18 protein-coding genes and 1 pseudogene are annotated in these 21,060 nt (G+C 37.7%); 13 read left to right on the forward strand and 6 right to left on the reverse strand.

What is annotated here, in order from left to right; genetic code table 11:
- Nucleotides 1-692: 692 nt before the first annotated feature.
- A complete protein-coding gene (locus I2484_RS18280) occupies nucleotides 693-1,922 on the forward strand; it encodes a type I restriction endonuclease (protein ID WP_207152500.1) in 1,230 nt (409 codons plus the stop codon).
- 559 nt (nucleotides 1,923-2,481) lie between these two features.
- Here I2484_RS18280 and I2484_RS18285 read toward each other — a convergent pair.
- The 4 genes and pseudogenes from I2484_RS18285 to I2484_RS21675 form a co-directional block, all read right to left on the reverse strand.
- Complete coding sequence (locus tag I2484_RS18285) at nucleotides 2,482-3,150, reverse strand: hypothetical protein (RefSeq protein ID WP_207152501.1); 669 nt, start codon at nucleotides 3,148-3,150, stop codon at nucleotides 2,482-2,484.
- A 9-nt stretch (nucleotides 3,151-3,159) separates the two neighbouring features.
- Nucleotides 3,160-3,456, reverse strand: a complete 297-nt coding sequence (locus I2484_RS22050; RefSeq protein WP_207152516.1) for a helicase-related protein — start codon at nucleotides 3,454-3,456, stop codon at nucleotides 3,160-3,162.
- A gap of 75 nt (nucleotides 3,457-3,531) precedes the next feature.
- Nucleotides 3,532-3,735: a hypothetical protein gene (locus tag I2484_RS18295; protein WP_207152502.1), complete on the reverse strand. Its 204-nt coding sequence runs from the start codon at nucleotides 3,733-3,735 to the stop codon at nucleotides 3,532-3,534.
- A 77-nt stretch (nucleotides 3,736-3,812) separates the two neighbouring features.
- Nucleotides 3,813-3,947, reverse strand: a pseudogene (locus I2484_RS21675) (MFS transporter); the annotation flags it as partial.
- 82 nt (nucleotides 3,948-4,029) lie between these two features.
- Here I2484_RS21675 and I2484_RS18300 point away from each other — a divergent pair.
- The 6 genes from I2484_RS18300 to I2484_RS18325 all read left to right on the forward strand — a co-directional run bounded on the left by I2484_RS18300 (nucleotide 4,030) and on the right by I2484_RS18325 (nucleotide 12,079).
- Entirely contained in the window at nucleotides 4,030-6,345 is a 2,316-nt protein-coding gene (locus tag I2484_RS18300; RefSeq protein WP_207152503.1) for an NlpC/P60 family protein, read from the forward strand.
- Between the two features lie 535 nt (nucleotides 6,346-6,880).
- Nucleotides 6,881-7,918 carry a M14 family zinc carboxypeptidase gene (locus I2484_RS18305; RefSeq protein WP_207152504.1) on the forward strand — a complete coding sequence of 346 codons (1,038 nt, stop codon included), beginning with the start codon at nucleotides 6,881-6,883 and terminating at the stop codon, nucleotides 7,916-7,918.
- 626 nt (nucleotides 7,919-8,544) lie between these two features.
- Nucleotides 8,545-9,738, forward strand: a complete 1,194-nt coding sequence (gene pgsB / locus I2484_RS18310) for a poly-gamma-glutamate synthase PgsB (protein WP_207152505.1) — start codon at nucleotides 8,545-8,547, stop codon at nucleotides 9,736-9,738.
- 18 nt (nucleotides 9,739-9,756) lie between these two features.
- Entirely contained in the window at nucleotides 9,757-10,221 is a 465-nt protein-coding gene (pgsC, locus tag I2484_RS18315) for a poly-gamma-glutamate biosynthesis protein PgsC (RefSeq protein WP_207152506.1), read from the forward strand.
- A 13-nt stretch (nucleotides 10,222-10,234) separates the two neighbouring features.
- A complete protein-coding gene (locus tag I2484_RS18320) occupies nucleotides 10,235-10,411 on the forward strand; it encodes a hypothetical protein (protein WP_207152507.1) in 177 nt (58 codons plus the stop codon).
- Between the two features lie 6 nt (nucleotides 10,412-10,417).
- Nucleotides 10,418-12,079, forward strand: a complete 1,662-nt coding sequence (locus tag I2484_RS18325; RefSeq protein WP_207152508.1) for a gamma-glutamyltransferase family protein — start codon at nucleotides 10,418-10,420, stop codon at nucleotides 12,077-12,079.
- A 419-nt stretch (nucleotides 12,080-12,498) separates the two neighbouring features.
- Here I2484_RS18325 and I2484_RS18330 read toward each other — a convergent pair whose 3' ends face one another.
- Nucleotides 12,499-12,861, reverse strand: coding sequence for a DUF805 domain-containing protein (locus I2484_RS18330; RefSeq protein ID WP_207152509.1), 363 nt, complete (start codon nucleotides 12,859-12,861; stop codon nucleotides 12,499-12,501).
- 668 nt (nucleotides 12,862-13,529) lie between these two features.
- On the opposite strand from I2484_RS18330, the gene I2484_RS18335 reads away from it, so the two are divergent.
- From I2484_RS18335 to I2484_RS18350, 4 genes are all read left to right on the forward strand, one after another.
- Nucleotides 13,530-14,051 carry a hypothetical protein gene (locus I2484_RS18335; RefSeq protein WP_207152510.1) on the forward strand — a complete coding sequence of 174 codons (522 nt, stop codon included), beginning with the start codon at nucleotides 13,530-13,532 and terminating at the stop codon, nucleotides 14,049-14,051.
- A 475-nt stretch (nucleotides 14,052-14,526) separates the two neighbouring features.
- Nucleotides 14,527-15,999, forward strand: coding sequence for a BCCT family transporter (locus I2484_RS18340; RefSeq protein ID WP_207152511.1), 1,473 nt, complete (start codon nucleotides 14,527-14,529; stop codon nucleotides 15,997-15,999).
- Nucleotides 16,000-16,039: 40 nt separating this feature from the next.
- Nucleotides 16,040-16,705, forward strand: coding sequence for a hypothetical protein (locus tag I2484_RS18345; RefSeq protein WP_207152512.1), 666 nt, complete (start codon nucleotides 16,040-16,042; stop codon nucleotides 16,703-16,705).
- Between the two features lie 526 nt (nucleotides 16,706-17,231).
- A complete protein-coding gene (locus I2484_RS18350) occupies nucleotides 17,232-17,621 on the forward strand; it encodes an HsmA family protein (protein ID WP_207152513.1) in 390 nt (129 codons plus the stop codon).
- Between the two features lie 487 nt (nucleotides 17,622-18,108).
- Here I2484_RS18350 and I2484_RS18355 read toward each other — a convergent pair whose 3' ends face one another.
- Complete coding sequence (locus tag I2484_RS18355) at nucleotides 18,109-18,327, reverse strand: hypothetical protein (protein ID WP_207152514.1); 219 nt, start codon at nucleotides 18,325-18,327, stop codon at nucleotides 18,109-18,111.
- 342 nt (nucleotides 18,328-18,669) lie between these two features.
- On the opposite strand from I2484_RS18355, the gene I2484_RS18360 reads away from it, so the two are divergent.
- Nucleotides 18,670-18,828 (forward strand): hypothetical protein, encoded by a 159-nt coding sequence (locus tag I2484_RS18360; RefSeq protein ID WP_207152517.1) that lies wholly within the window; start codon nucleotides 18,670-18,672, stop codon nucleotides 18,826-18,828.
- A 953-nt stretch (nucleotides 18,829-19,781) separates the two neighbouring features.
- Nucleotides 19,782-20,747 carry a UV DNA damage repair endonuclease UvsE gene (gene uvsE, locus I2484_RS18365; protein ID WP_207152515.1) on the forward strand — a complete coding sequence of 322 codons (966 nt, stop codon included), beginning with the start codon at nucleotides 19,782-19,784 and terminating at the stop codon, nucleotides 20,745-20,747.
- The last annotated feature ends 313 nt before the right edge of the window (nucleotides 20,748-21,060 follow it).

A 21,060-nucleotide genomic window follows, 5' to 3' on the forward strand; every position in this document is an offset into this window, starting at 1 on the left:
GTCTTTACGGACCTGTTCCTTTTTTTATTTTTAAAACCGGAAGAGAGTGGTAAAAAATGAAAAAGAATGTTTATACTGGATTCTATGCAACGCTAGTGGGTACCCCTCACTCTAGTGTAAACTAATCCGGAAAAAAGAATTATTTGAGTATTCTTGGGAGTTGGGTTGGTAACTGTGGTAAAATTATGTAAAATGGGACTAATTACTAATAAACTAAGTCAATTGTATTTGATAACACTATATTGTATTTGGAAATTGCGGGAAAAGTTCTTGTGAAAAGGGGCGGATTGAATTGATTATATATAACGAACCATCGTCTCGTTTTTTAGAACATATTCTAGATAATGAAATTGGCTATGTACTACAGTGTTAATGCTGCACACAAAGGTCCAATTGTTGACGGGGTAAATTTTAGGTACCTGTGCTTGACACTATTCAGTGAATACAATGCGATTGTATATTTATACAAATTAAATCAATACCTATGCGGTTTTTCTTTATTTTATGTATCATTATTTGAACGTGTGAATAGTTCGCCTTTGTGTCTGACACAGGTACCCCTTTTTAAGACTTTCATCATTAGTTACTTGTCCATTAGAACCTCGAACTAATTTACCGTGTAGACGAAAAAGTATACTAAGCAGATGGTTTTCTATAATATCATTCATCGTGAATATAAAGGAGTTTGTAAATTGAACCTTAAAGAAACGTTGGAAATGTTGAATAAAGTAGTAGATGATCACCAAGATTTGATTACAAATGAAGAGTCTACTAAGCAATTCTTGATACTACCTATGCTAAGGGGACTCGGGTACGATACATACAGCCCGAAAGAAGTGACGCCAGAATTTACAGCAGATTTTCATAAGAAAAATGAGAAAGTCGACTATGCTATATCTATTAATGGAGAACCTAAAATTTTTCTTGAAGCTAAATCGATAAACAGCGCTATTACTAAAAATGCTCCGCAACTTAGTAGATATTTTAGTACGTTTCCTAACGTAAGACTTGGAATTTTAACAAATGGGATAGAATATCACTTTTTCACTGACATGAACAATACAAATATTATGGATTCCAAACCATTTTTTATTTTTCATATAGCAAACTATACTGAGGATGATTTCAACCAGTTGGTGAAATTCTCTAAAAATCTTTATGATTATGAAAGCATAAAGATTTTGGCTGAATCACTCATGTATACTCAATCATTCAAGTCTGTTATCAAAGAAATCTTTGAAAATCCGAATGATGATTTCATTAAATTCGTTATAAAAGAACGATTTAATTTTAAAGTGACGCAACAGTTTATCAACACGGCACGACCATTAGTTCAAAAATGTATTCAGGAATCTTTAGCTGAAATTATTAACGATAGTTTTGAGTCTGCTAAGCAAAATAAAGCTACACAAGAGTTAGTAATAGGTACTGAAGAAATAATTCATGTAGATAAAAAGGTATATTATTCCTTAGAAGAGATTGAATCATTGGGGACTTTTGAAGTCTTTGAAGGGGTAAAAGTGGTGATGCCAAATTCTGAGTCCTATGAGAAATTAATTAAAATACCAAAAGAAAATTACTCAGTTGAAAAAGGAAATCCGCTAAGTGATTTCTTTATTTCGTCGGTCTTAATCCAGGGAAAAACAATCGTTGGTTATTTAGCTGGGCAATATTCAAATGATAGAAAAGACACCACTTTGTATACAGTTAAATCGAATGAAATTGCTGTTTTCTTAAAAGAAAATCCGATAGTTGAACAATCGGGATTTATTAACGCACGTCTCGAATCACGTTTAAACAAATTAACAGGTGAAATAACCTACTATCTAAAAAGTAGTTTACATAACCTCTCATTTAGAAATATACCTAACCTTGTATCTCAAGTCGATAAAGTTGAAGATTTTTTCAATAAGATTCAATAATTCATAAAGTAGAGACGTATTTCAGGTGCTTGGTTCTGAATCCATTCCGAATTGTGTTAGTACCAGATACCTTTTTTTCTAGATGTAGATTGATTGACTATTGTGTGCAGGTGTAGGAGGACATGGTGGAATGCTGAATCCATGTGTATTTATTGCAGGTGAATATTCCTATTGAATAGAGCAGCTCTGCCAAGTTTGAGTGCTAATAGCGACAGAAAATAGAGCCACAATCGGACTAAGAGAGAGCGGCCTGTATTAAGTGCAGAGAATTGCAAAGATATTGCAGATTCCAAGTTGAACTACATGAATCTTCTATGGGAAAGATGCACAAGCCAGGCGCCACAAGGACCGGCACAGCCAATGCAAGCAATCATGTTCGCCTCCTCATGTAAAATCTTGCTCAAATTGGTTTATATTTCACTATTTAATTCTATGTACCGCTATTTTTGCAAAATATAGACTAGATATGCTTAAGCATATCTAGTCTATTCTACATGTTCATTCGTAGATATGAATTACTAATCACTTTTTGTTACAGTCACCTAGTTTTTTGAAAAATTCACTCCATAAAATTCGACTTCCGCTCAAAATACGCATGCGATCTATAGTCACAAATCTCCTCAGTCCAACGGAAAAGAATTTCTGCATGCTCGGCTAAAGGAGTCACACGTATTGTAAAGACATTATCTTGAAATGTAACTAACCCTTTTGACGAACCGCTCCAATAGGACAAGGGCATGCGGGTGAGCAGGGAAGTGATCTTCTTTTCATTATAGGTACGAAGTTCTTTCCCTTGTTGAACAGAGAAATCTGTTCGTATTCTATAGTCTTTTTCGGTGAAATAGCGATGGAAATAAGGTGCGATTTGCTTGGAAGTGACTGGCGTTAGCCAGTTATCTTGTCCTCGCGAAAGTATATAATGCAGCACAATCATCTTATATCTTTCAAAGACATCTAGTTCGATGTCACTTAATTCCCCTGCATATGCAAGCAGCCCAGGGTAGGAGCCGAACTCCTGTCTGATAAATCGGGAATCAGCGTCTGCTTTTAGGTGGAATTCCAAGTAAGTTGGGCGCAAGCCTTGATCCGTCTTTAATTTTAAAAATGCGTCGACAAGTTTTTGTTTGCGAGGTGAACGTTTTCTATTCCTTTCTTCAAGGAGATTTATTACAGCAAGATCTAGTCTTAAATCACAGTTTTTTGGCAAATGTAACGCGATTGAATTCAAAGACGTTGGCTACTCGCCGTCTTCTGTAAAGGCACGCAATTTAACATCTGCGTTGGGGTAATTTCCAATTAGATCAATAATGACACAATGTGATTTTCCGTTGGCAAGACGTAAGCCGCGCCCTATTTGTTGCGTAAATACAGTGAGTGACTCAGTTGGACGTGCAAATAGTAACGTGTCAACAGAAGGGATGTCTACGCCATCATTAAATAAATCGACCGTGAAAATGACGTCGAGTTGCCCTGTTTCAAGGCGTTTCCGTGCATGTTGTCTTGCGTTACGTTCCGATTTACCGTGTAATGCAATCGTTTATAGCCTGCCTTATTGAAATGCTGACTTAGGTGAACAGCTTGCTTAACAGATGAGCAGAAGCCGATAGTTCTACTTTTTTTCTTTTTCCCAGGCACGTAAAACAGCAGCTGCATAGTCAGCCCGTAGTTGTAAGCGCAATAACCCTTCTTCGTCATACGAATTAATTCTCCATTGCAACCCACTATAGTCCGTCTCGTCAAATACACCGTAATAGATAAAAGGAGAGAGCCAGTTTTGACGAATGGCTTCAAGGAAGTGAATTGAAATCGCCACGTTACCGTCGCAAAGACTGTACACATCTTTGGAGTGATGGCTGCCTGTGCACCACACACTAAGACTTTTGGTGTTTGATAGATTTTTTTATTATTTATAAAATGAACGAATGAGGCGATTATAGGCAAAGCTGTTCCGATGAGTAAAGCGACTTCACTATTAAATTTATAGTAAAAATAACTTCCAATCCATGAACCAAAGGCTCCTCCCAGGTTTATGGTTATTTAAAAGGGTATCTTTATAGTGGCAATGAAAAACATCTGAAATTTAAAGGTAGGGATGGAGGAGATGTAGATGCAGGTACAGCGTTATGTATTGATGTTTTTCGCATTGAGCCCGGTTTTTTCGGAAGCCGAGGAATGGAGTGGTCCGGTTGCTGAACTTGCATTGGATATGGTTGGCAGAAATGACCAAGGTTTTTTAACTTCTGAATTTGTACAATATGTTTATGAGGAATCAAAGTCAATTTCCTTGCCGAGATATGCTGTAGATCAGCAGCAAATTGGTGAGGAAGTAGAGCACAGTGAGTTAAAGCTAGGGGATGTCGTCTTTTTTCGGGGAAACAGTTTGATGTCGGGAATCTATATTAATGATGGCCGTTTTGTGATTGTGACCAGTGATGGAATTTCTGAACGAAATTTGGTAACAAGCGAGTATTGGTCGGGTGCCTACGCGGGAGCTGCCCGATTTACAGAAGATAATGTTACAGATCCTGCTGCTGCATTGGCCCTGGAGGGATTGGGGGGAAATCAAGAAGGGTGGATCACTTCCGAATTTGTACAATATATCTACGAGGGGGCCAAAGGTATTTCTCTTCCGCAATCAGCTGTCGATCAATGGATCCAGGGAGAGGATGTTGATAAGCCTCAGTCAGGAGATGTTGTCTTTTTTCAGGGAACCTATTTGATGTCAGGGATTTACATAAACAATGGGCGTTTTGTGATTGTTACGAGTGAAGGGATCTCCGATTGGAATATGGTGACAAGCGACTATTGGTCAGATATTTATCAGGGTGCCAAACGTTACAGCGATGAAGATACATCTCCTCCTTCTGGAAATGAAATCGTTGAATTAGCTCGAGACTTAATAGGGGCTCCGTATAATCGATCAGGAGATAGCCCGGAAGAAGGATTTAACTCAGGTTCTTTCGTTTACTATGTGTATAAAGATGTGACAGGGAGCTGGCTCTCCAAACGCTCTTCACCTCAGCTGGAAACAGGTATGAGTATCGGCAGGGATGAATTGCGGCCTGGGGACCTTGTCTTTTTTGAAAACGACGAACAGGAAATCATCTCAGGTATTTATTCAGGAGATGACCAGTTTGTGATAGCTACATCCTCTGGGGTACAGGAAAGGCATTTAGATTATCATAACTACTATGCAGAACGCTATATAGGTGCAGCTCGTTATACAGACGAGCTATTGGGAAAATCAAACCCGGAAACTTATGAGGATCATGATAGCTCCGTTGTAAGGGAAGCAATGAATTATATAGGAACACCTTATTTAATGACAGGCAGTACCTTGGATGCCTTTGATTGTTCATTTTTCGTCCAAACCGTTTTTCGTGAGGCGCTGGATGTCTATTTGCCCCGAATTAGTTATCGGCAGTGGGAAGTTGGTGAGACATTGCTGCCAGAGGGGATAGATATAGAATCCATTGATCTGGATGAAGAACTTCAGCCAGGAGATGTCCTGTATTTCTCAGGGACATGGCAGGAAGGTATTTCTCACACTGCGATTTATTTAGGAGAAGATTATATTATTCATGCAACAGGGGAAGAAGGTCAGACGACTATTTCGTACATGAGCGAATACTGGCGGGATCACTTTACTGGTGCGAAGCGATTTCAAGATCTTGCTATTCAATATCATAACGATGCTGTTTATGAAGCTTATCAACTGCTGGGAACTGAGTACACTCTTGGAGGATCGACACCTGATGAGGGGTTTGATACAGGCAGTTTTGTCCAATACGTATACAACCAAGCATGGCAGTATGACCTGCCGCGATATGGAAGACAGCAATGGAAAGAGGGGACAGAAATTCCAAGGAACGAGGCTGAGCCAGGAGACATTTTCTTTTTCCAAGGCACAAGTATCATTCCAGCGATCTATATTGGTAATAATCAGATAATTGCAGTGGTAGCTTCTAGCGGTGTTACCGTCATTGACTTAACAACAAGTGATTATTGGCCCCCTCGTTATATAGGCGCGAGAACGTATGATACGGAAGTTGAGGCTAGCGAAGAAGTACAGCTGGCTAAGCAATATGTCGGCCAATCGTTTGACGAGACGTCAGCGGTATTTATCAAGCAGATATATGCAGAAGCCTCAGGTATCTATCTTCCATCCAATGTGGAAGAATTACGTGAATATGGAGATCAACTTCATATTGAGGAGCTTCAGTTGGGAGATCTCATGTTTTTTTCAACTTCAGAATATGGAACAGTTCCTACGATGGCAGGTATTTACGCAGGAGATGGAACATTTATCACTGTGATTGATGGTGAAATCGTATCCCGAACAATCAATGATGAACAGTATTGGATAAATCGATTGATCGAAGGACGAACGATTTCAAATGTTGAGACGGCAGATGATCGGTGAAAGATTCGTTATCAGCACTTTGACTTATGAATTATCTGAAATCCCTGCTTTATGCAATAATCAGACGCAAATCTGGAATAAAACTGCGCCCTCTATTGCTTTAAAGGGCAATTTTGTGGAACAAGAATCTTATAGTGTTAAATAACTACATTCCTCAAGGATGTAGTTATTTTTATAAAAGGTATGTAACATATATGGGGAATAATAGTTGGGCTTCTTATTGGAGTAGGAAGTGCAAAATGGTTAAGGGTGAAGAAACAAGAAGCACGTGATGAAATTGAGTATGACGATTTAGGGTGTGTGGTGTGGAGTTTCCCCCAGGGGGTAGAGCTTCTGGAGTTATTAATGTTTGGAAATAGATTAATAATCTGCGGGAAAAAAGAAGCGCTTATTCTGCATCAATGCCCCCACTCTCCTCCGCGGATTTGTAGTTAACTGTGCATTCCTATAAGTTTAGAATAATAAAAAAAGCAAGGCGCAAACATATTTCAAAGTGTTTTGTGCCTTGACCGTAGCGAAAGGAATGGTTTTAAACATGAAAAGGAAAAGAGTAAACAGATGTCGTAGCAGCGCACCGTCATTCTATGAATCTGCTAGCGTTACTAGTAACGTGCCCATTGTAAATGAAAATCAACATATAAAAACCGAATGTTTAACCAACTATGAAGAGATGTCTAGCTTTTTAGAAAAAGTTGATCGGGAAGCCGAGCACATCACTGTAGAAGTGATTGGCGAATCTGTAAAAGGACGTGATCTTTATCTTGCGAAGTTTGGGCATAATCTAAACGACGCAAATACACCAACATTATTAATTTTGACCCAACAGCATGGGAATGAATCACTAGTTACAGAATCTGCTATTAATGTTCTTCGGCAGCTATCAACCAATAATAAGGAAGTGAGAGACTTGCTTGATAAGGTCAATATTCTCTTTGTCCCACGTTTAAACGTTGATGGTGCCGAAGGGGATGTGGATTGGGATACTTCCCATTTTCACCACGGAGGTTTACAAACTCGTAACAACGCTAATGGGATTAATTTAAATCGAACGCATAATTCATTGTCTCAACCGGAATCAAAGGCGTTGCACGAGAATGTACTTGATAAATATAAAATTGATTATGCCATCGATTTTCATCACCAAATTGCGAATAGAGCGACTGATGATGGAGAGTTTGTTTCTGGTGCGATGCTTTATCCGACAAATAATGATGTAACCGATGAGGTTCTCGAAAGTTCAAAAAAACTAGGGGCTGTGGTGTATGATGCGGTAGAGCCAAAGGGGTATAGCAATTTAGCATACTATCGTAGTGATAGTACTCAAACATCCATTGCTCGTAACCATTTTGCAGTACATTATGACATTCCAACCCTTCTTTTTGAAAATCGAGGACTTACTGATTCACCAAATCCTTCCTCTATTTTAGGGCAAAAAGGCAATGGTGATTTAATTAATCAAGGGGAAGTGGCTATGATGGCCGCCATTAGAGCGATCGCTAATGGTTCGATTAAGGATGCGCATATAAGTGTTTGGAACTATTTACCGGAACAACATACTATAGAGGATGATTAAGAAAGCGAAACACAGTTTAATCTTCATAAAAAGTTTAAGGAATAGATTGTTATCTATCTCATCATCGATGACTCTCACATGCTTGCAGGGTCAGGATTATGAAAACCTCTACTATCGATGCATATGCGGCTGAACAATCTGATCAATAGTATAAATCTAGCTTAATTCGGCTGCATCGAGGGGGAAATAGTTACAATTAGTTATGTTAATGCCACTAAATCACCTTAGTTATTTAGGGTATTAATTAATACTATTTTATTAAATGAGTCATAAAAACTATTATCCTGTCAAAAAATGTCCGTTATAGTAAAGCTGCAAAGTCAATTATCAGTAATTAAGATTAATCGCTCAATCAAAAAGGTGATGTTAAGGCGTTGTTTAAAGGGATGCCACAATTTGTGAAATAAACAAGGATCAAGAAAGTCACGTATGTAATACAAATGTGACAATGTTTACAATGCCGTTATGTTATCTTAACATTCCTTTGTTATAGTAACAGTGGTTGAGAAAGTGGGAGATTTCTTATTAACACGACTTAATACGACTTAATACGACATTTTTTTAAAAAAGGGGGTAGACAACACAAACATGATCAATATTAAAACATTTGATGTCGAGGTGGAAAAATGTTAGAAGAATTTTTACTCATCCTGTTAATAGCTTCTATAGCTATGTTCTTTGGTATTAAGGATAAAAAAATTAATGACAAAAACATGGCAAGTATCCCAGTACGAGTAAATGTAAATGGAATTAGAGGTAAATCAACTGTTACTAGATTGATAACAGGCGTTTTACAAGAGGCAGGCTATCAGACAGTTGGAAAAACGACTGGAACCGATGCTAGAATGCTCTACTGGTTTGATTCCCAAGAGGTCCCTATTAAGAGAAGAGCGGAAGGTCCGAATATAGGTGAACAAAGAAGAGTCTTAAGTAAAGCTTCTCAGTTAAAAGCTGATGCTCTCGTGTGTGAGTGTATGGCCGTAAAGCCAGATTATCAAATAGTTTTCCAAGAACAACTATTACTGGCGAATATCGGGTTAATTGTAAATGTTTTAGAAGATCATATGGATGTTTTAGGTCCGACATTAAAAGAGGTTGCAGATTCATTTTCTGAAGCAATTCCCTATAACGGCGACCTGATTATTAATGAAAGTCCCTATGTTCCTCACTTTAAGCAAATGGCTAGGCAACGGAATACGAAGGTACATATATGTGACACTTCTGTAATTTCCGAAGAATTTCTTAAAAAATTCAAGTATATGGTATTCCCGGAAAATGCAGCATTAGCTCTTGCCGTTGCCGATATTCTAGGTATCAATCATGAAACGGCATGTAGAGGCATGTTAAAAGCTTGGCCGGATCCAGGTGCCATGCAGATACTTCCAATTGGTGATGTGGATAATCCTAGCTATTTAGTTAATGGGTTTGCTGCTAATGACCCTACGTCCACACTCAATATATGGGAGCGTGTGCAACAACTGAGTTATCCTACAGATGAGCCAGTTGTTATTATGAATACTCGTTCGGATAGAGTGGATCGTACTGAACAATTTGTCAAGAAAGTTCTGCCATATATACAAGCAGAAACACTGATTGTAATGGGAGACAGCACGGGGCTCATAGCAGATGCGTATAAAAAAGGGGAGTTCCCTGCAAGAAACCTTTTAAATTTAGAAAATGCTAGTACCGATGAAATTGTACGAGCACTCCAACCATTCTTATCCGGTAAAAGCATTTACGGAATCGGAAATATTCATGGCGGAGCGGATAAGCTTGTAGCTCAACTTGAGCAAATGAAAATAACAAAAGAAACTGCTTAGAGGGAAAGGAATTGAAAAATGTTTGTATTTGACACCGGAGATATTTATCTGGCCATAGTTGTCGGAGTTGTTTTAAGCTTATTTTATACAGAATTTACAGGAATTATTCCAGCTGGATTAGTCGTTCCGGGGTATATTGCCATGATGTTTACCGCTCCAGTAAGTATTGTTGTTACGTTTATGGCCGCTTTTTTGACATATTTAATTGTCATGAAAGTTATTGCGAAATTTACGATCCTATATGGAAGAAGAAAGTTTACAGCGATGATAACCACTGGGATTATTATGAAAGCAGTTTTCGACTTTGGAGTTCCCGGACATTTAATTCCTGAGGCAGTCGGTGGAATGGTGGCTATAGGGATTATTGTTCCTGGACTGATTGCAAACACCATTCAAAAACAAGGAGTTGTACCTACAGTTGTAAGTACATTATTGCTTAGCGGAGCTACCTTTGGGGCAGTTGTTTTATCAAACTTTATTTAAGGAGGAATTATAAATGGAAGCTACTGTAGGCTATGAAAAAGAGGTAAAGAAAACAAAACAAACACAACCGAGACTGACCTTTAAACAATGGGTTTTAGTAACAGTCAAAGGACACAAAAAAAGGACAAGCATGGATACCGGGATGGGGCTAATCATTACTGTCCTCCTCTTTTTAATTGCTTTGGTGTGACCGATCATGCTCAACAACAAGAGTTTCTTTTACAATAAGCGTTTTTACATTATTATAGGTTTGGGTTTGCTTCTAATACTTTTCATCATACTAAATGTCAGTGGTAGTGGCGGGCCTCAATTAACAGATAATAATGACTTGACCCTTAATGATACAACGCAAGAGGAGGAAAAAGGCTCCTATGGTGTATCATCTGATAGTTCCATTGCAACGGAAGTAGGTATGAGGATAATAGAACAAGGCGGTAATGCTGTTGACGCTGCCATAGCAGTTAGTTTTGTTTTAGGGGTTGCGGAGCCGTATGGATCAGGAATTGGCGGAGGCGGAACGATGTTAATTCACCCAGATAATGGCCAAGACCCAGTTGTTTATGATTACCGAGAAACCGCCCCGGAAAATACATTGCCTTCAAGTGATATAGGGGTACCGGGGTTTGTTCGAGGTATGTACAAAGTTCATGAAGATTTTGGAACAATGAATATGGCACAGCTCATTGACCCGTCCATCCATTTTGCTGCAAATGGTGTGACGGTTTCTGAAACACTCCATTATGCATTAGAAGCAGATTCAGATCACTTGCCCGAGTTAGACCATTTCTTTCCTGATGGGGAACCTATTGAACAGGGAGAAGTATTGGTACAAGAACAACTGGCGGAAACGTTGGAAGATATTCAAGCGAACGGCCCAAGTGCCTTTTATCAAGGAGACATTGCAAATGAAATTAGCGATCAGGAAGATAAAATAGAAGAGAATGATTTGGAATCCTATGAGGTTGAAGTCAAAGAGCCCTTACAAGGTGAATTCGGTGACTATGAAGTTTTAGTTCCACCTCCACCTTCTGGCGGTGTTATGTTACTTCAAGTTTTAGAAATGGCTGAGTCATTACAAATTGAAAATACCAAAGATAATCCTTTGGCCTTTTCGTTAATGATGGGGTTGATCAATAGGATAAGTTACAGTGATCGCTTAGAAAATATTGGGGATCCTAACTATACAGATGTCCCCACAGATGAAATGATTTCAGAAGATCATATCAATGACCTCGCATCCGAAGTCCATGGGCTTGAATTGTCTGAAGAATATCGCAGGAACTTGGAGTCAGATGCTGATATTGAAGATCATGGAGACACGACACACTTTGTGGTAGTGGACAAAAATGGTATGATGGTATCCGTAACGAATACGCTAAGTAGTTTATTTGGATCAGGAGAATATGTGAATGGCTTTTTCTTAAATGATCAACTAAAAAACTTTAGTAATCGTGAAGATTCACCAAACAGACCTGAGCCTGGCAAACGGCCGTTTAGTTATACAACACCGACGATATTAACCAAAAACGGGTCTCCTGCGATAGGTATTGGCAGCGCTGGAGGAAGAAGAATTACGTCCATGGTTGCTCAACAGTTAGTAAAAACGATTAAGTTTAATGAACCGATTCAAGAATCCGTAGAAGATCCTAGAACGTTCCTAGAATTTAACGAAGATGTTTTACAAGTTGAGCAGGATTATGTATTTTTAAAGAATCCTGAAGAACTTGGGCTTGATGTTCAACATACTGGTAACACGTCTTATTATGGGAGCGTCCAGGGATTGGTCATTAATGACAAAAACGGTGAAATTCATGGGTTCAGTGATAACAATAGAGATGGTACTTGGATGTCGAAGTAATCCATTTATTTAAAGCTTTCTGTAGAGAGAGAACCATCTATCAAATTTTGACGAGTTTGTAAGTTAGTTCATTATTATTAAATAAAGGTATGGGGCAATCTCGTGACATTGAGAAGCCCCATATTTTTTTATTTATCCTCATTCATAACTACAGTCTATGGCAAGCAGCTACGCTGTGACTCTGTGCAATACTGTTATGCAGGAACGTTCTCCTTACCAGAAGTCCCCATTTCATTCGTTAATATAGCTTATTAAATTCGCGACTTAGTCTGACATATATGGAAACTCAAGTTTGTTGCATTTATTATTGCAATTTAGGAGGTATGTAAATTGTTTACCGGTTGTCTCAAACAGCTACCTTAGGATCATGAAGAAACCCATTGTACAGGTTTACTCTTGGTTGGCTATACTATGGATTTTCAGTGCTTTTTTGGATTGGGTCCATATTGGTTCAATTCGGATTGACTATCCAAAAGTGTGAGTATAAAGACGATAAAATTACCGATGAGTGGTATAAAGTTTAACAAAATCCAGAAACCACTTTTACCACTATCGTGTAAACGACGAACTGTTACAGATAAACCCGGTATTAAAATAATAAGTAAAAAGATTAATGTGAAAACACCTAATTCATCCGAAAAGTCAAGACCCAATGCGATGTCAACTATGGACATTATGAAACTAATAACGATTGTAAATAAATAAAATAACCAATATTCCGTTCTTCTAGCTCTTCCACTAAAGTTAAACGTGTTCCTAAATGATTCGATAATCCAGCTCATTCCAAACTCTTCCTCTCCGACTGTGAATCGTAGCTTGTTCTTCTAAATGTAAGGCGATATTCTATCAATGTCGAGCATTTATAATGTGAAATGCAGAAATAAACAATTATTATTTTACATTACCAATAACACATAGATAAATCCACTAGTATCATGTTTGTTACTGTCTAACTTTTCAATATGGTCTAAAATTGGAAATGCGTGCCTGAGCACCATACAATTAAAACCTAATTCTGGGTTGTTCCTTCCACGAAATGAAAGAAAATCGATTGTTGAAACAAACATGAAATTTTCGTGCACAGGCACCACACACTAAATCCTTTACCGTTTATCCCTTTGATTTTCTAAAATAGGACACTTTTTTTCCTAAGTCATCCATATAAGACTCAACTCCATATGTCACAATTTTGCATATTATCCTGTATACTTCCCTTTCATTTTACTCTATATTGGATAAGAAGCCACTACTAAAGGAGGGTATCATGTTTAAAAAGAGGAAAATAGTCATTTGGTGTAAAAAAACCAAAAGCGATTACTTATAGTAGAGACTTCACCAATTAATATTTAATTTAAACCAAGATTTTTATAACACCGTTCAGAAAATCCAAACGGTGTTATTTCGACTATAATATTAAGCAAAATGGGGAAGTAATGAAAGGTGGGAAAAAATGGAGAAGGCATATGGTTTACTTGCTTTAATGAGTACTTTGCTTTTATTTGCTTGTTCTCAAGACACAATAAATACTAACAGCGGTGTACTCCAAGAAAAGGTAGAACAAAAAGTAACTAGCAAAGTGACCGACACAGAAAACAAAGTGAATTATCAAATACCTTTTAAAATTAATAAAATTGAGAGTGAAATTCTTAATCTTAACGATTCTGCTTCAGAAGTGGTCCTAAAAGGTGTGAGGTATGAACTATTTTTATTTTCAAAAGAAAAGATCCCTGAAGAAAAATATTTGTCTTATGAATTTGAAATTGATGCCAACTCCCCTTTGAAAGAGTCTTTAGGGCCAATTGATACTCTTACTCTTGCTGAAACTTTAAGCGATGGTTATTTATATACTCTTTCATTTGGAACTATATACAGAGAGCATACTCAAGCCGAACTTGATGCTTTCAATCAAGAACATGACTTTAATATACTTGTTAATTACGAGGGAGTAAAATATCAGATTGAAAAACAATAGCACCTTCATGATATCTTTTCTTGACGGCCACCTGATACATACGGGTGGCCGTTATTTGACGCTTATTATTCAATAATGAATAATCTTTATACCTATTCAAGGAAAAAGCCGTCGTCCACAGAATTAATTGTGGGTAGGTCGCTTTTATTAATTAATCTTCACTATCTGTGGCAACCTTAATTTACCTCCGCTAAGCAATGTTTCGAACGCTCAAGTATCGACCAGATTTTCCACACAAAGGCTTTGCATCGCTCGAGGAGGCTAGGCAATGGGCACAAAAGTTTGATTTACATCCAACTATTAAAGAGCTCTTCGGATCTGCCTAGTGAAAAAACCCTATTTTTGTAAAGGTATTAATGATGAAATATCAAACTCTGCGCTTTGTATTACAATTGCCTTTAAGCCAGTATCGATTAATGAATGGTAATCGATAAAATTGCCCATCCTATTAACGGTGAAGAATAGGGGGATCTCGTTGCATATTACAAAAGTATTCTGGTATGCTGTCATCATATGTATTGCAATTGTACTTTGGGGATCTTTTGCCCCTGACCATTTAAATAAATTAACCGCATCCGTGACTAGTTTTATTTACACTCAATTTGGTTGGTTTTATATGGTTGTCATCATTGCAATGATTAGTTTTTGTATTTATATGATGTTCTCACGCTTTGGTAAAATCAAGCTAGGAAAAGATGATGATGAACCAGATTTCAGTTTGCCTGCTTGGTTTGCGATGTTATTTAGTGCTGGTATGGGAATTGGGCTTATGTTCTTTACGACAGCAGAAACCATTTCACACGCTTTCATTAAATCACCAAATGCTGTGCCAGGTTCAGAGCAAGCAATTTTGGAATCCCTTCAATACACTTCCTTACATTGGGGATTCCACGGTTGGGGATTATATGCTGTTGTCGGACTTATCTTCGCCTATTTTAAATTTCGTGTCGGTGCCCCTGGGTTAATTAGCGCAACACTTGAACCGTTATTCGGCAAAAAAATAATGCGTGGTTCAATCGGGCAATTAGTCGATACACTTGCTATCTTTGCAACAGTAGTTGGCGTTGCATCCACACTTGGATTTGGCTCTTCCCAAATCAATAGTGGCTTAACATTTTTATTTAACGCACCAAAAGCTTTTTGGTTTCAACTAATTATTTTAGTAATAGCCACCGTCATTTTCATCGTATCCGCATGGTCAGGTATTGGAAACGGCATTAAATATTTAAGTACGATTAACATGTGGCTCGCGGCCTTACTACTGTGCACACTATTTATCGTTGGGCCATCGATGTATATTATAAACATGTTTACAACGACAATCGGTAATTATATAAGCAACTTTATTCAAATGAGTTTCGAATTAAAACCAGTAAACGGAGATCAGCGGGAATGGATTAACGACTGGACAATATTTTATTGGGCATGGTGGATATCTTGGGCACCATTTGTTGGAATGTTTATTGCGCGTGTATCAAAAGGGCGTACAATCAAACAATTTACTATTGGTGTATTAATCGCCCCTACGCTCGTGACATTTATTTTTTTCGCTGTTTTTGGTGGATCAGCATTGAATCTAGAACAACACGGCATTGCCAAGCTTTCCAAATTAGCTACAGAAACAGTTACATTCGGCATGTATGAATATTATCCACTAGGTATGATACTATCTATATTGACGGTAATTGTGATTGCGATATTTTTCATTACATCTGCCGATTCAGCCACATTTGTACTTGCTATGTTTAGTACAGGTGGACAACTAAATCCATCAAACTTAGTGAAAATTGTTTGGGGACTGATACTTTCAGCGATGGCTGCAATTGTCATGTACTCTGGTGGGCTTGACGGGTTTCAAAACATGCTCATTATTGCAGCACTTCCCTTTTCCATTATTCTTATTTTAATGGTCATATCGTTTTACAAAACAATCAAGCAAACCGAGTGATTGAGAATAGGTAAAAAATTTTAGCGAGGTGGGAATATAAATGAAGCTAATAAACGTTCGTAAAGGTCAATTTATTTACTATCAAAATAAATTGCATAAAGTATATTCTATAAAAACATTTTTCAAACAGTCTATTCACCTAATTCGCCTGGAGGATTTTGAACAACAACTCGCTACAGCGAAAGATATTGATTATTATAAACCTAAACATTTAGATAGTTTCGTTTACAATCAAAAACGTTATACACTGCATAAAGACGTCAAGGCTAAAGTTGGTGATTACATTTTAGTAATCAATCCAAAGCCTGACTCGCTTGACCATCACCATCTCCATGCAATAGAAATGGTATCATCGATTGAAAAAAATGGTGTGATTAGTAATAAGTCAAATGGCATCAAACATCATGAATACTGGGTGATGGTGCCTGGACTTGAGGATGGTGCAATAATTATTGACTTACAACATCCAAATGTAGAAAAGGCTGAGAACCAAGAATCACTACAGGTAGTAACCGATTTACCGAACACATATATACCTAAAATCGGCGATGTGTATCAAAGAAATGATAGTGACCCTATCATGCAAGCAATGGTCATTTCCATAAAAGGACAGAATGTTTATTTAGGTGGCAATTTAGAAGTGGAAATGAGCATATTAGCCGACAATAAAAAGTGGACTTATGTGCCAAATGTGGTGGACTATTAATGCTAGGCGAACAGCAATATTGAAGCTCTGACTGCCACTCCCCGAAATTGTAGCGGAAATGTTTACTTATTTCTCTTCAAAACAAAATAGAGTGAAAGTAAAAGTTACCAATCACAACATGTGAACTGAACCCCGAATGGTAGACACTTTAAAAAAAGTGACTTTCGGGGTTTTTTCCGTGTTCAAGTCTAGGTATACTGAAGATAATTATTCAAACGGGAGTGTTTTAAATGAGTAAAATACTTTTTAATGCACACCAGCGAATATAATAATGGTTGCCTGTGCACCACACAATTCGAACACAATGCTGGGTTGTTCCTTCCATGAAACAAATCCGATTGTTGAAACAAGAAAGTTTCGTGCACAAGCACCACACACTAAAATTTTGAGTTTTTCAGTTTTGTTATTGGTTTATAATTGTGCGGTGCACGCGTTACTGACTCACCTATCTGTAAACTCCCGTTCACCTTCCGTTCACTTTACTGGACTATCATGAACTTATAAAAGGTGACTGGAGATGAGCTAAATGAGTACGTTACTGATATTCGCTTCTTCGGCAATGGTGGTTGCACTAATTTTTTACAGTATCGGCGTATTTGGAGAAAAGATGAGCGGCACGATTCAATTCAAGCACTTAATGTTCTTCGTGGGTGGCCTGGTGTTCGATACGATCGGCACCACTTTGATGAACCGCATTGCAACACAGGACGGCGACTCGACATTCGGGCTTCATCAGGTTACAGGCGGCGCAGCTCTTGTGTTAATGGCGTTTCACTTTCTATGGGCTGTCTGGGTGTATAACAAAGGTGATGAAAAAGCAAAACACCAGTTCCATAAATTCAGTCTGGGCGTTTGGACACTGTGGGTCATTTCATTTGTACTCGGTATTTTACTTGGCGTTGGCGTGATCAGCTGATTCTGAAAGTGTTACAGCATGATTCACCTGAACGCGTATGTAAAGCGGTGATGCCATTCTGTTGAATCAGCATAGATACGAAATAAAAGTCCTCTGCCTGTGCAAAATCGGTCGGAGGGCTTTTGGTTTATAAGTGGAAATGCGTGCCTGTGCACCATGCAATAAATGAGTGATGGCTGCCTGTGCATCACAAAATCCAAACACAATTCTGGGTTGTTCCTTCCATGAAATGAAACAAAACCGATTGTTGAAACAAACATGAAATTTTCGTGCACAGGCAACAGGCACTAATGGCAAACTTATGTAAGTGGGCAACCAGGATTAAGTGGAAAGTCACGGAATCCAAGCTGAATTGGATCAGTTAGGAAAATAGCCTGTGAAATGTGGGCGTTCCACAGGTATTGTCATTGCTAACTTGGAGAAGGGCTCTATTAAATGTCACCAAGTACTTGTATATCGTTGACTCTTCGACTAATGGAATCTATCATCATTTCTTCTTTTTCAAATTGTTCATAGCCGGTATACTTTTATCCACTATTTTTTCAAACTCGACCAACACAAAATATCTATTTTCCCCCATTTCCTGAACATTGTTCACTTTTCCGTTACGTCCTTTAATTCTCACATTCTCATTAACGGAAGGTATGATTCTTGACGCCTTGTTTAGTAAATAGGTTTTACCTTCGTAAAAATGAATGGAATACATATTCTTGTCCCCTTTATTTGTATTTTGAAGGTCGAATCCATTTATTTTATGATGGTAGCAGGGAATTAGAACTAAATTTCAGGTAACTGTACGTGACACTATTTAGTGAATACAATGCAATTGTATGATACTACAAAATAAATCAATAGCTATGCGGTTTTTCTTTATTTTTTGTATGATTATTTAAATGTGTGTATTGTTTGTAAGAAAGGAATGTGTCTGATTACTTGATTTAGAAACGGACTTTTGTATTCATCATATACGTTTATGAAAGGTTCGAACTATCTCCATATAAATGAAAGCTGATATAATGGATATATGAATAAGCAAGGGGTGTTATTTATGAATGAAAACATAAGTATAGAACGCCAAAAACAAGTAGAGTTTACAGTTGGAATGGCTGCAATTGACGGTGGAAAACCGAGTGCATTTACACAAAATCTTTTAAATCAATATGATCAGTCAGGTTTCATCCAGCTAATTGAAACAAGCAATTGTTGAAAAATAGACAAGGGCATCACAGTAAGATATGGATCCATATGTATATTCAAATACAAATATTTATCATTTTACAAGAGTGAAAAACTTCACTTTTGCCTTTTTATTTAATATGATCACTTCTTGTCACTTAATTCAGAAAAAACTTTTAGTTTATCCGTAATCGGGCGCATTTATTAAACATGATGTAGCACTGGCTCACCAATTAGAAATTTCTTAACAGATTTTTGAAATTAAGGACTTACAGTAGAATAGAAAACCAGGATATAAGAAAGGAGAATATCAATGGTACCAATTTCAATAGAAAAATTTGTGAATAAGCACTGCAAGAATAATCCGGAAGAAAACCCAGTTCACTTGAGGGAGAGTCTTATACAGGCTGTCAAGGATAAGAAAAAGGGAGCGACTTGTACCAATTGTGGTCAGGAGATATGGGCGATTGGTAGTGCGGTCTCCCATCTAGGATGCTTTTCGTGTTTAACAGGGGAGACAGACTCTTCACAGGATTATGAGATTGATGAAGTGTGTTGGTCGTAAATAAGAGTGCTCGTTCCATTCCCGCATGAATTACTCAAGTGTCAGCTACCTGTAATGAACAATTTAGAAGGTTTACTGCAATTGTATAAAAAATGCAAAGTCTGTTAAACCAATGTTTAGAACAATTTCATTTGTATTTTTAGAACAATTATCGAATTTAAATTATTTAACATCGCACCAATACAATTAGATCATTCAAATAGCACTTCTCGTCAATTAATCAATGAGTGGGGATTTCTTCGGATTCGTATCTACAAAAAGAGAATCTATATGAACTGGATCACAAAATTGGATGTAATTTTCCTGCTTATACTACCTATGCAATCTACTTGAAAAGCAAGAAGGATAGTTTAATCGTAAGGGCATAACAATGTCTACTGTCACCACATTAGCTTCATACTGATGGATGAGGTGGTAAAATGACGATTGTACGACTAGGATATGTTGCGATGAGTATGGAACTGAAAAATGCTTCTCCATCCAAAACAATGACGTTTGCTCAGTTTCAAAAGATCGGGGATCGTGAGGCGGCGATTCGCAAATTGGAAAGGATTGCGCTGGCTAATCTTGAAAATACACATAGATTGCTGAAACATAATGTATTTAATGGAATTCATTTTTATCGCTTAACCTCTCGACTGATTCCATTGGCGAACCATGGAGAACTTCCTAATTGGAATTATATGGAGCCGTTAAAAAAGAAATTGGACGAAATTGGGGAGTTTGTTAGAAAACATCAGCTGAGAATTGATTTTCATCCGGATCATTTTGTTGTTCTGAATTCCTTTAAAAAAGAGGTGTTGGAGAATTCATTAAAAACCTTAACTATGCATTATTTATTGTTAAAGGGAATGAACATTGATTCGACTCATCGTTGTGTGCTCCATGTCGGTGGCAACTATAAAGAAACAGAAAAGTCTTTGGACCGATTTGTTGCAAATTGGGTTGATTACCCAAAGCATATTCAACAGATGATCATGCTCGAAAATGATGATACTTCATTTACACTGGACGATACGCTTTATGTATGTGAAAAGTTAGGAATTCCGCTTGTATTTGATTTTCATCATCATCTGGCTCACCATCGTCATGAAAAGTGGGAAGATAATTGGGACCGTGTAGTAGCAACATGGAAGGACTCGCCCCTCCCAATCAAAATGCATATCTCTAGTCCAAAAAGTGAGGACGCATTCCGTCACCATTCAGATTATGTGGATGTGGACATGTTTTTCAGTTTTTTAAAGGAAATCAAAGGTTCGGTTCCTCAAATCGATTGTATGATTGAGGCGAAAAAGAAGGATGAAGCTCTTTTTAACGTTATTAAAGAGGTTAAAAATAGGGACGATGTTGAGATGATTGATGGGTCGTCGTTTTATTTGAAGTAATTGTGGTGCCTGCCTGTGCACCACACACTAATGGCTGAACTCAGGGTACGTCTTTTAATTATTTGAACCATACTACAATTGCATAAATTAAAATAAGAAGTCAACCACCTCGGTATTTGGTTGGCTTCTTTCTGTATTAATCTTAGTGTTAGGTACGCTGTGGTTTGCCCCCTATATATCGGACGCAGTTAAATACTAGCTTTGAGGTAACAAGTGCGCTTCCAAGAAGGCTTTAGGTGTCTTATACCCTAAACGTTTTTGGCTTCTCTCATCGTTAAAGTAGTTGCCGAAGGCCAATAAGTCGATTTTAGCT

Source organism: Sporosarcina sp. E16_8, from assembly GCF_017347095.1.
Lineage (GTDB): Bacteria > Bacillota > Bacilli > Bacillales_A > Planococcaceae > Sporosarcina.